The sequence below is a fragment of the Micromonospora ferruginea genome, from assembly GCF_013694245.2.
GTDB classification, from domain to species: Bacteria; Actinomycetota; Actinomycetes; order Mycobacteriales; family Micromonosporaceae; genus Micromonospora; species Micromonospora robiginosa.
This window is the reverse complement of the sequence record NZ_CP059322.2, coordinates 6,272,486-6,285,892: the sequence shown is the minus strand read 5'-3', so window position 1 is coordinate 6,285,892 and position 13,407 is coordinate 6,272,486. Positions and strand designations below refer to the sequence as shown.

Annotated in this window: 13 protein-coding genes; 5 read left to right on the top strand and 8 right to left on the bottom strand. The window is 74.7% G+C overall.

The annotated features are described in order from the left end of the window. The first annotated feature begins 721 nt into the window (after positions 1–721). From H1D33_RS28385 to H1D33_RS28375, 3 genes are read left to right on the top strand one after another with little or no spacing between them, the layout of a single operon-like run. Positions 722–1,216 (top strand): MmpS family transport accessory protein, encoded by a 495-nt coding sequence (locus H1D33_RS28385; protein ID WP_246411820.1) that lies wholly within the window; start codon positions 722–724, stop codon positions 1,214–1,216. Positions 1,217–1,276: 60 nt separating this feature from the next. Continuing rightward, positions 1,277–2,464, top strand: a complete 1,188-nt coding sequence (locus H1D33_RS28380) for a pyridoxal phosphate-dependent aminotransferase (RefSeq protein WP_181570290.1) — start codon at positions 1,277–1,279, stop codon at positions 2,462–2,464. After that, the gene (locus H1D33_RS28375) at positions 2,461–3,561 is read left to right on the top strand and encodes a threonine aldolase family protein (protein WP_181570291.1); all 1,101 of its coding nucleotides are present in this window, start codon (positions 2,461–2,463) and stop codon (positions 3,559–3,561) included. Before H1D33_RS28380 ends, H1D33_RS28375 begins: the two co-directional genes overlap by 4 nt. A 37-nt stretch (positions 3,562–3,598) precedes the next feature. Here the strand turns inward: H1D33_RS28375 and H1D33_RS28370 are convergent, their stop codons facing one another. Further along, a complete protein-coding gene (locus tag H1D33_RS28370) occupies positions 3,599–4,207 on the bottom strand; it encodes a PadR family transcriptional regulator (protein WP_181570292.1) in 609 nt (202 codons plus the stop codon). A 96-nt stretch (positions 4,208–4,303) separates the two neighbouring features. On the opposite strand from H1D33_RS28370, the gene H1D33_RS28365 reads away from it, so the two are divergent. Next, positions 4,304–7,111: an ABC transporter permease gene (locus H1D33_RS28365; protein WP_181570293.1), complete on the top strand. Its 2,808-nt coding sequence runs from the start codon at positions 4,304–4,306 to the stop codon at positions 7,109–7,111. A gap of 2 nt (positions 7,112–7,113) precedes the next feature. Beyond that, positions 7,114–7,860 (top strand): ABC transporter ATP-binding protein, encoded by a 747-nt coding sequence (locus H1D33_RS28360; protein WP_181570294.1) that lies wholly within the window; start codon positions 7,114–7,116, stop codon positions 7,858–7,860. 27 nt (positions 7,861–7,887) lie between these two features. Here H1D33_RS28360 and glmM read toward each other — a convergent pair whose 3' ends face one another. From glmM to H1D33_RS28325, 7 genes are all read right to left on the bottom strand, one after another. After that, a complete protein-coding gene (gene glmM, locus H1D33_RS28355) occupies positions 7,888–9,243 on the bottom strand; it encodes a phosphoglucosamine mutase (protein ID WP_181570295.1) in 1,356 nt (451 codons plus the stop codon). A 110-nt stretch (positions 9,244–9,353) separates the two neighbouring features. Continuing rightward, positions 9,354–9,818, bottom strand: a complete 465-nt coding sequence (rpsI, locus tag H1D33_RS28350; protein WP_089155217.1) for a 30S ribosomal protein S9 — start codon at positions 9,816–9,818, stop codon at positions 9,354–9,356. 20 nt (positions 9,819–9,838) lie between these two features. Further along, entirely contained in the window at positions 9,839–10,282 is a 444-nt protein-coding gene (gene rplM / locus H1D33_RS28345; protein ID WP_091065920.1) for a 50S ribosomal protein L13, read from the bottom strand. Positions 10,283–10,479: 197 nt separating this feature from the next. After that, a complete protein-coding gene (locus tag H1D33_RS28340) occupies positions 10,480–11,853 on the bottom strand; it encodes an MFS transporter (RefSeq protein ID WP_181570296.1) in 1,374 nt (457 codons plus the stop codon). 123 nt (positions 11,854–11,976) lie between these two features. Beyond that, positions 11,977–12,282, bottom strand: a complete 306-nt coding sequence (locus H1D33_RS28335) for a type II toxin-antitoxin system PemK/MazF family toxin (protein ID WP_181570297.1) — start codon at positions 12,280–12,282, stop codon at positions 11,977–11,979. After that, positions 12,260–12,520, bottom strand: coding sequence for a DUF6364 family protein (locus H1D33_RS28330; RefSeq protein ID WP_181570298.1), 261 nt, complete (start codon positions 12,518–12,520; stop codon positions 12,260–12,262). The genes H1D33_RS28335 and H1D33_RS28330 overlap by 23 nt, the downstream gene beginning before the upstream one ends. A 73-nt stretch (positions 12,521–12,593) precedes the next feature. Then, on the bottom strand, positions 12,594–13,292 hold the full coding sequence (locus H1D33_RS28325; RefSeq protein WP_181570299.1) for a class I SAM-dependent methyltransferase: 699 nt from the start codon (positions 13,290–13,292) through the stop codon (positions 12,594–12,596). Positions 13,293–13,407: the final 115 nt, after the last annotated feature.

Genomic DNA, 13,407 nt, shown 5'->3' with positions numbered 1-13,407 from the left:
GGCGGCCGTTCCGTACCAAGATCTCGGCCGAGCGGCCCGACCGGCGGAACCGCGGGGGCGCGCGGATGGCGGTGAGCCCCTACATTGAGGGCCCGCCTCGCCCCCTCCGCGTCGTCCGCGCCGTACCCCTGTGAGCTGAGCCGATGTCCGAGACGACCCCTCCCCGAGCCGACCCCCGGCCCGGCGGACCCGACCGTGGCACCGGCCGCCGGGGAGCCCGCTGCCTGGACGCCGCCGGATCCGCTGGCCGCGCCGCAGCCCTGGACGCCGCCCGCACCCTGGACGCCCTCGGAGCCGAGCCCGTGGGCACCGCCCGGCAGCGACCCGACCGGCCCGCCCACCCCGACCGGCCCGCCCACCCCGTCGGACGCCGACCGGCCGGGCGGGACCGGCCACCCGGCCGTCCGGCCGGCCGCACCCGACGACCTCGACGCCACGGGTCGATCCCGCCCGACCGACGGACCCGCCGGACCGGACGCGCCGGGCTGGCCGCCGGCCCTCCCCGACCGGGCCGTACCCGACCGGGCCGTACCCGACCGGGCCGTACCCACCCGCGTCCCACCCGGGCGGGTCGTATCCACGCGGGTCGCAACCGGCCGGGCCGTATCCCGCCGGGCCGTACCCGCCGCCGCCGTACCCCGCCGGCCCGTACCCGCCGGGGCCCTACCCGCCGCCGTACGCGTATCCCGGCGGGGTGCCGCGCCGGTCGAGCAGGGGTTGGGTGCTCGGGCTGGTGATCACCGTCGTGGTCGCGGTGGTGCTGGCCTTCTGCGGCTGCGTCGGCCTGGGAGCGCTCGGCGGCTTCGTCAACGGGGTGACCTCATCCGGTGAGCCCTACGACGAGCCCTACGTCTACGGCCCCGACGAGCCGACTCTGACGCCGGCCGCTCCGGCACCGACCACTCCGGCGCAGGCCGCGCCGGCCACCACCCCCTCGGGCGGGCCCGGCCGGTTCAGAGTGGTCTACGAGGTCACCGGCACGGGAGCAGCCAATGTTGACTTCTACGACGCCAATGGCGACTTCGTCCACGTCGACAGGATGAAGCCACCGTGGCGGCTGACGTTCACCGCCAACGACCGGAAACAGGTGCAGATCGTCGCCGTGGCCGACAACCAACAACGCGACGGGGTGACCTGCCGGATCACCATCGACGGAAAGGTCGTCTCCCAGGAGTCGACCGCGACGGACTGGATAGCGACCTGCTTCGGATGGTGACGCCGCAGACGGGTGGGTAGTGGGCTTGCGGCGTCGGCGCCGGGCCGTAGGCTGGCCGCCGTGACGACGACCGATCCGCTGGTGGCCCGGATGCGGCCGTTCGGCACCACCATCTTCGCCGAGATGTCCGCGCTGGCCGTGCGCACCGGCGCGGTCAACCTGGGGCAGGGCTTCCCGGACACGGACGGCCCGCCGGAGATGCTGGCCGCCGCCGCCGAGGCGCTGCGCACCGGCCACAACCAGTACCCGCCGGGCCCGGGGATCCCCGCGCTGCGCGCGGCCGTGGCGGCCCACCAGCGCCGGTTCTGGAACCTGGAGTACGACCCGGACGGCGAGATCGTGGTGACCGCCGGCGCCACCGAGGCGATCGCGGCGAGCATCCTCGCGCTCTGCGAGCCGGGTGACGAGGTGGTCTGCTTCGAGCCGTACTACGACTCGTACGCGGCCTCGATCGCGTTGGCCGGCGCGGTGCGCCGCCCGGTGACGCTGCGCCCCGGCGCGGACGGCCGGTACGCCTTCGACCCGGCGGAGCTGCGCGCGGCGTTCGGACCGCGGACCCGGCTGGTGCTGCTGAACTCGCCGCACAACCCGACCGGGAAGGTCTGCACCGCCGACGAGCTGGCCCTGGTCGCCGCGCTGTGCCAGGAGCACGACGCGTACGCGGTGACCGACGAGGTCTACGAGCACCTGGTGTTCACCGACGCCGCCGCGCCGCACGTGCCGCTGGCCACGCTGCCCGGCATGCGGGCGCGGACCCTGCGGGTCTCCTCGGCCGGCAAGACGTTCTCCTGCACCGGCTGGAAGGTCGGCTGGGTGAGCGGCCCAGCGTCGCTGGTCGCCGCCGTGCTGCGGGTGAAGCAGTTCCTCACGTTCGTCAACGCGGGCCCGCTGCAACCGGCGGTGGCGGTGGCGCTCGGGCTGCCGGACGCATACTTCACCGGGTTCCGTGACGACCTGCAACGCCGGCGGGACCAGTTGGTCGCCGGGCTCGCCGACGCCGGGTTCGGCGTGCTGGCGCCGGACGGCACCTACTTCGTCACCGCCGACGTCTCCCCGCTCGGCGGCCGGGACGGGGTGGAGTTCTGCCGGGCCCTGCCGGAGCGGTGCGGGGTGGTGGCGGTGCCCACGCAGGTCTTCTACGACGACGTGGCGGCGGGCCGCCGGCTGGTCCGGTTCGCGTTCTGCAAGCGACCGGAGGTGCTCGCCGAGGCGGTGACCCGGCTGGGCCGGCTCCGGGAGGACCGATGAGCGACGGGTACGCCGAGCGGCTGCGCCGGCTGGCCGCCCAGCGCGGCTGCGGGACGATGCTCTCCGGCGTACGCCCGGCGACGGTGCGGGAGCAGGTGGCCGCGCTGGCCGCGGTGGCCGGTGACGACCTGCCCGACTTCTACGGTGAGGGCGGGGCGGTGGCGGAGCTGGAGGCGCGGGTCGCCGAGCTGCTCGGCGCGGAGGCCGCCGCGCTGTTCCCGTCCGGCACGATGGCCCAGCAGGTCGCCATGCGGTACGGCGCGGAGCTGACCGGCCGCCCCGGTGTGGGCCTGCACCCGCTCAGCCACCCGCTGCTGCACGAGCGGGACGCGTACGCGCTGCTCACCGGCGTGCGGGCGGTGCGCACCACGACCGCGCCGCGCAACCCGACGGCCGCCGAGGTGGCCGCGCTCGACGAGCCGATCGGCACGCTCTGCCTGGAGTTGCCGCTGCGCGACGCCGGGTTCGTGCTGCCGACCTGGGACGAGCTGGTCGCCGTGGTCGCGGCGGCGCGGGCGCGGGGCGCCCGGGTGCACCTCGACGGTGCCCGGCTCTGGGAGTCGACGGTCCATCTGGGCTACTCGACGGCCGAGATCGCGGCGCTGGCCGACAGCACGTACGTCTCGCTCTACAAGTCGCTCGGCGGCCACTCCGGCGCGGTGCTGGCCGGCGACGAGGAGCTGGTCCGGTTCGCCCGCGCCTGGCGGCACCGGCACGGCGGCACGCTGTTCCAGCAGTGGCCGGTGGCGCTCGCCGCGCTGGCCGGGCTGGAGCGGGAGCTGCCCCGGCTGGCCGGCTACGTGGGGCACGCGAAGGTGGTGGCCGAGACGCTGGCGGCGCTGCCCGGCGCCCGGGTCCATCCGGCCCCGCCGCACACCCACCAGTTCCGGTTCTGGCTGCCGTATCCGGCGTCTGTGCTCGACGCGGCGAACGTCGCGCTCGCCGAACAGGAGCGGGCCTGGTTCGTCGGCGGCTGGCGGGACAGTGAGGTGCCGGGTCTGGCGCTGGCGGAGGTGACGATCGCCGGGCCGGCGCTGGAGCTGGATGCCGACGGCGTACGCGAGCTGGCCGACCGCTTCCTGCGCCGCCTGCCCTGATCGCGGCGCCCGCGCGCCGCCGGAGCGGGGCGGCGGCTCAGCCGGCGGCGCGGGCCGCGTCGGGTCCGGTCACCGGGGGCTCGACGGCGGGGGTGGCCGAGGCGGCGAGGCCGGCGAGCGTGGCGCCGCCGTCGGCGAGCAGCGCCGCCTCGGCGTCGTCGACGAAGGCCAGGTCGGCCTCGACGTGCCGGCCGGCGGCCGAGAGCAGCAGCCGGACCACCGGGTCGTCGGCGCCGCGCCGCAGCCCGTCGAGGTTGCGCAGCTCGCGCATGAGGTGGCCGCGCTGGTTGGTCAGCACGCCACGCACCACGTCGGGCCTGCCGGACCGGGCGGCGGCGGTCACCTTGAGGAAGAAGTCGTCCCGGAAGCCGCCGCTGCGCGGGCTGGGCGCGGTCAGCCAGCGGTCGAGTTCGGCGCGGCCGTCGTCGGTGATCTCGTAGACCACCCGGTCGGGCTTGACCGGTTGGGGCTGTCGTTCGGCGACCACCAGTCCGTCGCGGGAGAGCCGGTCGAGGATCTGGTAGAGGTGGCCGATGTTGAGCGGGCCCCACTGCGGCCCGACCGCCGTCTCGAACGCGCTCTTCAACTCGTAGCCGTAGCTGGGCCCGCGGGCGAGCAGGGCGAGGACCGCGTGCTGGATCGCCACCGTCTTCTCCGATCCGGATCGGGACAGGCACCCGGGCGGGGCCTTGCATTGTCACAATGTATCGCGCACAGTGTGCTCAGCACACGGGGAGGCGCCATGGTCGGGTTCATCTGGGGTCAACTGCGCGGTCGCGCCGGACGGTCGGTCGCACTGCTGCTCGGCGCGCTGGTCGCCACCACCGGCTTCGTCGTCCTCACCGGGGCCACCACCACGTCCCGGCTCGCTGTCACCGGCGCCGTCGAGCGGAACACCCGCGCCGCCTACGACATCCTGGTCCGGCCGAAGGGCACGCGCACCCCGCTGGAGGCGGAGCGCGGACTGGTCCGGCCCAACTACCTCTCCGGCACCTACGGCGGCATCACCACCGCCCAGTACGACCAGGTCAAGGCGGTCGACGGGGTGGACGTCGCGGCCCCGATCGCCATGCTGGGTCACTCCACCACCGAGGTCGAGCTGCCGCTCGACCTGACCGCCGCGGTGGACCGCTCGCTGGAGCGGCAGGTGATCCGGGTCGACCGCACGTTCCTCGCCGAACGCGGGTCGAGCCGCGCCGTCGCGCAACCGATCTACGTCTACGTCACCACGCGTCCGCTGCTCTACGCCCGCACCGACCTCGGCTTCCGCGCCGACGCGATCCCGTACAGCGACGGCCGCAGCTACGACTCGCAGCTCTGCGGCGACGTGCCCCGGGAGGTGCTGTCACCGGGGCGCAGCGCGCCCGTCTGCGACCCGCGCTGGTACCTCGCCCCGGCCATGAACACTCTCACCGACCGGCAGGTCTGGTCGGTCGAGGCGGTCCGGCTGCTGCCCGACGGACGGTTCGAGGGCCCCGCCCCCGGCTCACCGTCGAGCCGGCGGTCCGACCGGCTCGTGGTCCGGCCGAAGGTGACCGTGCCGTTCCTGCTCGCGGCCGTCGACCCGGACGCCGAACAGCGACTGGTCGGCCTGGCCGGGTCCGTCGTCAGCGGCCGGCCGCTGGACCGGACCGACACGATGCGGACGCGACGGACCCCGGGCACCCGGGTGCACACCGTTCCGGTGCTGGTCAGCGCGCGGCCCTACCTGGACGGCACGGTCCGCACCACCTGGCACCGGATCACCCCGCGGGGCGGTCTCGGCGACGTCGCGCCGGAGGACCTCGGCCGGGTGCTGCGCGGTGCCCCGACCACCCGGGTGGGCGGCGCCGACCAGCGGATCGCCGCCGCGTACCAGGCACAGCTCGCCGGTCAGCCGGACTGCTGCGCGGGCCAGCTCGCCCGGGTGGTGCAGCCCGGCCGGACCAGCTACGACCGCCAGCCCGACGGCAGCCTCCGGGCGCGGCCGGCCGAGGCGAACCCCCAGGTGTACGCCGGCAACGACCGCGCCATCGCCATCCCCCGCCCCTGGCTCACCGCCGACACGCCGTTCCGGCCGCTGGCCGCGCTCGGGCTGCCGTCGTCCGGCCGGTCCCTCGCCGACGTGCGGGGCTGGCGCTCGGTGGGCTCCTTCGACCCGGAGAAGCTGGCCGGGTTCAGCGACCTGGGCAAGGTGCCGCTGGAGACGTACGAGCCACCGCGCGCCGCGGGCGCCGACGACGCCAGCCGCGCCGCGCTGGGCGGCGAGCCGCTGGAGCCCAGCGGCAACCCGGCCGGCTACCTCACCGCGCCACCACTGTTGCTGACCACGCTCGCCGCCGTGCCCGAGCTGCTCAAGGGCGGCAGCAGCCCGCAACGGGCCGCGCCGATCAGCGCGATCCGGGTCCGGGTCGCCGGCGTGGACGGCTACCGTGAGCGCGCCGCCGAGCGGGTCCGGCTGATCGCCGAGCGGATCGCCACCACCACCGGCCTCGACGTGGACATCACGCTCGGCTCCTCCCCCGCCCCGCAGACCGTCGAGCTGCCCGCCGGCACCTTCGGCCGCCCCGACCTGCGGTTGACCGAGAACTGGTCCGCCCTCGGCGTCGCCTCGGTCATCACCCGGGCGGTCGACCGCAAGAGCGCCGTGCTGTTCGCGCTGGTGCTGGTGGTCTGCGCGCTCTTCCTCGGCAACGCGGTCACCGCCGCCGTCCGGGACCGCCGCGCCGAACTGGCCGTGCTGGCCTGCCTCGGCTGGCCGGCCCGTCGCATCGGCGCGCTCGTCCTCGGCGAGGTCGCCGCGCTGGGGCTGGTCGCCGGGCTGCTCGCCGTCGGCCTCGCCGTGCCACTCGGCCACGCCCTCGACATCGGCGTCGACTGGGGGCGGGCCCTGCTCGCCGTACCGGTGGCCCTGCTGCTGGCGCTGGTCGCGGGCCTGGCGCCGGCGCTGCGGGCGGCGCGCGCCCACCCGGCCGCCGCCCTGCGCCCGCCGGTGTCCGGTGCCCTGCGGGCCCGCCGGACCCGGACCGTCGCCGGGATGGCCCTGGTCAACCTGGCCCGCGTGCCCGGGCGCACCCTGCTCGGCGCCGCCGCGCTCGCCATCGGCGTGGCCGCGCTCACCCTGGTCGGCGCCGTCTCCTTCGCCTTCCGCGGGGCCGTCGTCGGCAGCCTGCTCGGCGACACCGTGTCGTTGAGCGTGCGCGGCGCGGACACCCTGGCCGCCGTGGCCACCGTGCTGCTCGGCGCCGCCGCCGTCGCCGACGTCGTCTACCTCGACGTCCGCGACCGGGCCACCGAGCTGGCCACCCTGCGGGCCACCGGCTGGACCGACGGCGCGCTCGGCCGTCTGATCGGCTACCAGGCCCTGTTCCTCGGCGGGCTCGGCGCGCTCACCGGCGCCGGCCTCGGCCTCGGCGGCGCGGCCTGGCTCGTCGGCGACGTGCCGGCCGCGCTGGTGGCCGTGGCCGCGGTGGTCGCCGCCGCCGGGGTGCTGGTCACCTGCCTCGCGGCGCTCGTACCGGCCGGCCTGCTCCGCCGCCTGCCCACCGCCCGACTGCTCGCCGAGGAGTGACCATGGACCCGACCACCGGAAGCACCGTACGCACGGACGGGCTGGTCCGTGAGTTCCGGTCCGGCACCGAGCGGCTCACCGCCGTCAACGGGGTGTCGCTGGAGATCGCGGGCGGTTCGGTGACCGCGCTGACCGGGCCGAGCGGCTCGGGCAAGTCGACGCTGCTGCACCTGATCGGCGCGATCGAACGGGCCGACCGGGGCAGCCTCACCGTGGACGACGTGGAGATCACCGCGCTGCGCCGGGCCGCGCTGGCCCGCTACCGGCAACGGGTCGGTTTCGTCTTCCAGCGCTACCACCTGCTGCCGGCGCTGACCGTGCTGGACAACGTGATCGCGCCGGTGCTGCCCCGCCCCGGCCGGGCCGACCACCAGGCCCGGGCCCGCGAGCTGCTGGCCGCCGTCGGCCTGGCCGACCGGGAACGGGCCCTGCCGGCCCAGCTCTCCGGCGGCCAGCAGCAGCGGGTCGCCATCGCGCGGGCGCTGATGGGCCGGCCCCGACTGCTGCTGGCCGACGAGCCCACCGGCAACCTGGACTCCACCACCGGTGCGCAGATCCTCGACCTGCTGCTGGAGCTGCGCGAGCGGCACGGCATGACGATCCTGCTGGCCACGCACGAACGGGCCATCGCCGCCCGCTGCGACCGGCTGATCCGGCTGGGCGACGGCCGGATCGTCGAGGACGTCGACCTCACCGACGGCGAAGACCCGGCCGACACGTTCGACCGGGCCTCCCGCCTGCGACTCTGACCGCCGGCACACCGCCGGCGGGCCCGCTCAGCCGACCGGGCTTGCGGTCCGGACGTGCCCGGCGATGCGCTCGGCGACCTCGCGCGCGGTGGCCTCGGTGGCCGCCTCGACCATGACCCGCACCAGCGGCTCGGTGCCGGACGGGCGGAGCAGCACCCGGCCGGTCTCGCCCAGCTCCGCCTCGGCCCGCTCGACCTCGGCGCGCACGGCCGGCGCGGCGGCGCCGACGGTACGGTCGCCGACCGGCACGTTGATCAGCACCTGGGGCAGCTTGGTGACCACGGCGGCCAGCTCGGCCAGGGAGGTGCCGGTGGCCGCCATCCGGGCCATCAGGTGCAGGCCGGTGAGCACACCGTCGCCGGTGGTGGCGTACGCGGGCAGCACGATGTGGCCGCTCTGCTCGCCGCCCAGCGCCAGGCCGGAGGCGCGCAGCTCCTCCAGCACGTACCGGTCGCCGACCTTGGTCTCGACCAGCCGGATGCCGTGCGCGGACATGGCCAGCCGCAGGCCGAGGTTGCTCATCACGGTGGCGACCAGGGTGTCCTGGGTCAGCTCGCCGGCCTCGCGCATGGCCAGGGCGAGGATCGCCATGACCTGGTCGCCGTCGACCTCCACGCCGTCGGCGGTGACCGCGACGCACCGGTCGGCGTCGCCGTCGTGGGCGAGGCCGAGGTGCGCGCCGTGCTCGACCACGGCGGCGCGCAGCGCGTCGATGTGGTTGGAGCCGCACTCGTCGTTGATGTTGAGCCCGTCCGGCTCGGCGTGGATGGCGATGACCTCGGCGCCGGCCTCCCGGTAGGCGACCGGGGCCACGTCGGCCGCCGCGCCGTTGGCGCAGTCGACCACGACCTTGATCCCGTCGAGGCGGTGCGGCACGGTGCCGACCAGGTGCTGCACGTAGTGGTCGGCGCCGTCGAGCAGGTCGTTGACCCGGCCCACGCCGGCGCCGATCGGACGCTCCCAGGCGGTGGTGGCGTTCGCCTCGACGGCCGCCTCGATCCGCATCTCGATCTCGTCGGGCAGCTTGTGCCCGCCGGCCGCGAAGAGCTTGATGCCGTTGTCCGGCATCGGGTTGTGCGAGGCGGAGAGCATGACGCCGAGGTCGGCCTTGATCTCGGCGGTGAGGAACGCCACCGCCGGGGTGGGCAGCACGCCGACCCGGACCACGTTGGCGCCCGCGCTGGTCAGGCCGGCGACCACGGCCGCCTCCAGCATCTCGCCGCTGGCCCGGGTGTCCCGGCCCACCACGGCCAGCGGCGGATGGCTCCGGTCCGTCTCGGCCAGTGTGTGGGCCGCGGCCACCGCGACCGCCAGCGCCAACTCCGGGGTGAGATCCGCGTTCGCCCGCCCGCGTACGCCGTCCGTGCCGAACAACCGGCCCATACCCGCCAACCTCCGTGCCGTCGAGGAGAGAAACGCGGAACGGCCGGGCCGCCCCCGCAGAAGGGAGGCGGACCCGGCCGTCCGTCAGAAGTACAAGACGCTGAGGGTGATCAGCGCTTCGAGTACTGAGGAGCCTTGCGGGCCTTCTTGAGGCCGTACTTCTTGCTCTCCTTGACCCGGGCGTCACGGGTCAGGAAGCCGGCCTTCTTCAGGGCCGGGCGGTCGTCGGGCTCGTTGACGATCAGCGCCCGGGCGATGGCGAGCCGCAGCGCGCCGGCCTGGCCGGTGGTGCCGCCGCCACGCAGGTTGGCGATCACGTCGAACGCCTCGGGCTTCTCGGCGGTGACCAGCGGGTCCTTGATGAGCTGCTGGTGCACCTTGCTCGGGAAGTAGGCCTCGAGGTCGCGGCCGTTGCAGGTGATCTTGCCGCTGCCCGGGATGATCCGGACCCGGACGATGGCTTCCTTGCGACGGCCCACGGTCTGGATCGGGCGGTCACCGCGGGGCGCGCGCGCGACGGGCGCCGGCGCCTCGGTGGCCTCGGGGGCGACCTCGGTCTCGGTGATGTCGGTCATGCTGCTTCCTTCGCCCGCGCTCACTGCGCGATCTGCTTGATCTCGAACGGCGCCGGCTGCTGCGCGCCGTGCGGGTGCTCGGCACCGGCGTAGACCTTCAGCTTCTTGAGAATCTGACGGCCCAGCTTGTTGTGCGGGAGCATGCCCTTCACGGCCAGCTCGACGGCCCGCTCGGGCCGCTTGGTGAGCAGCTCGTCGTAGCCGACCCGCTTCAGGCCACCCGGGTAGCCGGAGTGGCGGTAAGCAACCTTGGTCTGACGCTTGTTGCCGGTCAGCGCGACCTTGCCCGCGTTCACGATGACGACGAAGTCGCCCGTGTCGACGTGCGGCGCGAAAGTCGGCTTGTGCTTGCCACGCAGCAGCGTGGCGGCGTGGGTCGCCAGGCGGCCCAGCACGACGTCAGAGGCGTCGATGACGTGCCACTGACGCTCGATCTCACCCGGCTTCGGGCTGTACGTACGCACAGGTCTACCTTGTCTCGTCGTCGGTCTGGGGTCGCGCGCCGAGGTAACCGGGGCTTCCCAGTCGAACCAGCGCGCACGAACGACCAAGCGTACCTGATGCGGCACGCCTAAGAATGTCGTACAACAGCAGGCAACGATACCGGGCCGCCGGGCGGCAGGTCAAAACGGGGTCACCCCGCGCGCGGCCATGACTCCGCTCACACTCCGTGCAGCGTACGTGGTCCCGGCCGCAGGTAGACCGCCCAGGTCACCAGGAAGCACAGCGCGTACCAGCCGATGAAGGCCAGGTAGGCCGCGTCGGCGGTGCCGGAGGCCAGGAACGACTGCCGGAACGCCACGTTCACCAGCACCCCGCCGGACGCGCCGACCGCCCCGGCGATGCCGATCAGCGCGCCGGAGCGGCGTCGGGCCCGGCGCTGCGCCGCCTCCGGGTCGCCGGTCCGCCGCGCCTCGGCCGCGGCCCGGACCCGGAAGATCGCCGGGATCATCTTGTAGGTGGAGCCGTTGCCGATCCCGGAGAACACGAACAGCGCCAGGAAACCGGCCAGGTAGAGCGGGAACGACCGGTCCCGGGCGGCGTACAGCACCAGCGCCGCGCCGCCGGCCATCGCCACGAAGTTCCAGAACGTGACCCGGGCCCCACCGAGCCGGTCGGCGAGCTGACCCCCGACCGGCCGGACCAGCGAGCCGACCAGCGGCCCGAGGAAGGTCAGCCAGGCCGCGTCGACCGGGGTGGGGAACCGGTCGTGGAACTGGAGCTGGAGCACCTGGCCGAAGGCGAACCCGAAGCCGATGAACGAGCCGAACGTGCCCACGTACAGCAGCGACATCACCCAGGTGTGCGGGTCGCGGGCCGCCGCACGCAGCGCGCCCGGCTCGTTGCGCGCCCCCGGCACGTTGTCCAGCCACCGCGCCGCGGCCAGCGCGGCGAGCACGATCAGCGGCAGGTAGACCGCCGGCACCAACCGGGGGTACGCGGCCCCGGCGGTGCCGAGCACCGCCAGCCCGACGAGCTGCACCGCCGGCACGCCCAGGTTCCCGCCGCCGGCGTTGAGCCCCAGCGCCCGACCCTTGAGGCGGTCCGGGAAGAACAGGTTGATGTTCGCCATCGAGGAGGCGAAGTTGCCGCCGCCCACGCCGGACAGGCAGGCCAGCACCATCAGCGTGGCGTACGACACCCCGGGCTCGATCAGGATCGTCATCGGCACCGCCGGCACCAGCAGCAGCAACGCGCTGACGATGGTCCAGTTACGGCCGCCGAACCGGGCCACGGCCAGCGTGTACGGCAGCCGCAGCACCGCGCCCAGCGCGGCCGGCACGGCGGTGAGCAGGAACTTCCCGGCCGGGTCGATGCCGTACTCCGGGCCGAGGAAGAGCACGGTCACCGACCAGAGGCTCCACACCGAGAAGCCGACGTGTTCGGCGAAGATCGACACGTACAGGTTGCGGCGGGCGGTCCGGGCGCCGCCGGCGGCCCAGAACGCCGGGTCCTCCGGGCGCCATTCGGTGATCCGCCCGGGTCGGTCGGCGACGGCCGGGACCGGGGTGGTGGCGGAAGCGAGCGTGCTCACGGCGACTCCTCCTCGTCGGTGACGAGGGGGACGCTAGGAACGGCCGGTTTCGCAACCGGTGCCCCACCCGCGTCGGCCCGGATACGGAGATCGCACGTCCGCCGCCCGGCGGTGGTGAGACGGTCACAGCTCCTGGAGGATCCGCAGCGCGCGGGCGACCCGCTGCATGGTCGCGGTGTCCGCCACGTCCACGCACTCGGTGAACCACTTCTTCATCGGCGAGGAGAGCCGGTCGGGCATCACCACGAAACCGCCCATCCGCACGGCGAGCGGGGAGTCGCGCAACAGCGACTCCTCGACCACCTCGGCCACGATCACGATCGGCACGTCGGTGGAGTTGTAGACGTCGGAGCTGATGACCAGGCCGTACCGTTCCCGGGCGCCGGAGATGCGCCAGACCTCTCCCCTACGCAGCACGCGGGCGCCCACCGCCGAACAGGGCGTCGTGGACCATGCCGGCCTCCTGGGCGTCGGCCAGGGCGGCGGATTCCAGGTCCAGGCCGGCGCGGCCGACCGCGTCGGCGTGTGCGGTGAACACCTCGCGCAGCGCCTTCTCCCGGGCGGCCCGGTCCATCCAGGCGGAGAGGGAGAGCCCTTCCCGCTTGGCGAACCGGCGCGCCTCCTCGATCGTCTCGTCGGAGAACGACAGTGTCACCTTGGCGGTCATGCCGAGGAGATTACCCATCGGTATGACCGCCAGTCATCCCCGCGCGCGCCGATCGCGGAACCGGACACCCGGCTCACCGCGGACGGTGGCCGCCGAAGACCGCGAAGCGCCACTCCTTGAAGAAGCAGTCGACGTCGGCCAGTCCGGCCTCGCCGAGCCAGCGGCACTGGTCGGCGACCGTGGCCGGGCGGTCGTAGCGCATCCGCTCCCGGGAGGCGGCGATCTCCTCGGCGCCCGAGCCCAGCTCGGTGATCCGGGCCGTCCACACCTCGTCGTAGCGTCGGTCGAGCGCCGGGGTCGGGCCGGCGACCTGCTCGGCGTTGACGAACACCCCGCCGGGGGCCAGCGCGTCGGCGGCCCGTCGGTAGAGCGCCCGCTTGCCGTCGTCGTCCAGGTGGTGCACGGCCAGCGCGGAGACCACCGCGTCGTACCGGCCGGCGGGCAAGGGGTCGGCGAGGTCGGCGTGGACCGTGCGGTGCGGCACGCCCCGGGCGGCCAGGTGTCCGGCGGCCACCGCCAGCATGCCGGGGGCGCCGTCGACGAGCGTCAGCCGGACGCCCGGGACGGCCGCGGACAGCAGCAGGGAGAGCAGGCCGGTGCCCGCGCCCAGGTCCAGCACCTCGGGGGTACGCCCGGCGGCGAGCGCCGCCCGCAGTGGCGGCGCGGCCACCTGGACGGCGGTGCCGTAGAAGGCGTCGAAGCAGGGCACGAGCCGGCGCCGGGCCTCGTCGTAGGTGCCGGCGACGGCGTCGAACGCATCCGTCACGCTCATGCGTGCCTCCTGAATAATGAGACAGTTTTCTCACATTCTAGACCCTGCGGTCCGTCTCGTCACGCCCGTGCGGTGTGAGGCGCTCTTGACAGGACCGAAACAGAAGGGACCCGGA

Coding starts and splice junctions, on each gene's coding strand:
- H1D33_RS28375 (WP_181570291.1), top strand. CDS start 2,461: ATGAGCGACGGGTACGCCGAGCGGCTGCGCCGGCTGGCCGCCCAGCGC.
- H1D33_RS28365 (WP_181570293.1), top strand. CDS start 4,304: ATGGTCGGGTTCATCTGGGGTCAACTGCGCGGTCGCGCCGGACGGTCG.
- H1D33_RS28360 (WP_181570294.1), top strand. CDS start 7,114: ATGGACCCGACCACCGGAAGCACCGTACGCACGGACGGGCTGGTCCGT.
- glmM (WP_181570295.1), bottom strand. CDS start 9,243: ATGGGCCGGTTGTTCGGCACGGACGGCGTACGCGGGCGGGCGAACGCG.
- rpsI (WP_089155217.1), bottom strand. CDS start 9,818: ATGACCGACATCACCGAGACCGAGGTCGCCCCCGAGGCCACCGAGGCG.
- H1D33_RS28330 (WP_181570298.1), bottom strand. CDS start 12,520: ATGACCGCCAAGGTGACACTGTCGTTCTCCGACGAGACGATCGAGGAG.
- H1D33_RS28325 (WP_181570299.1), bottom strand. CDS start 13,292: ATGAGCGTGACGGATGCGTTCGACGCCGTCGCCGGCACCTACGACGAG.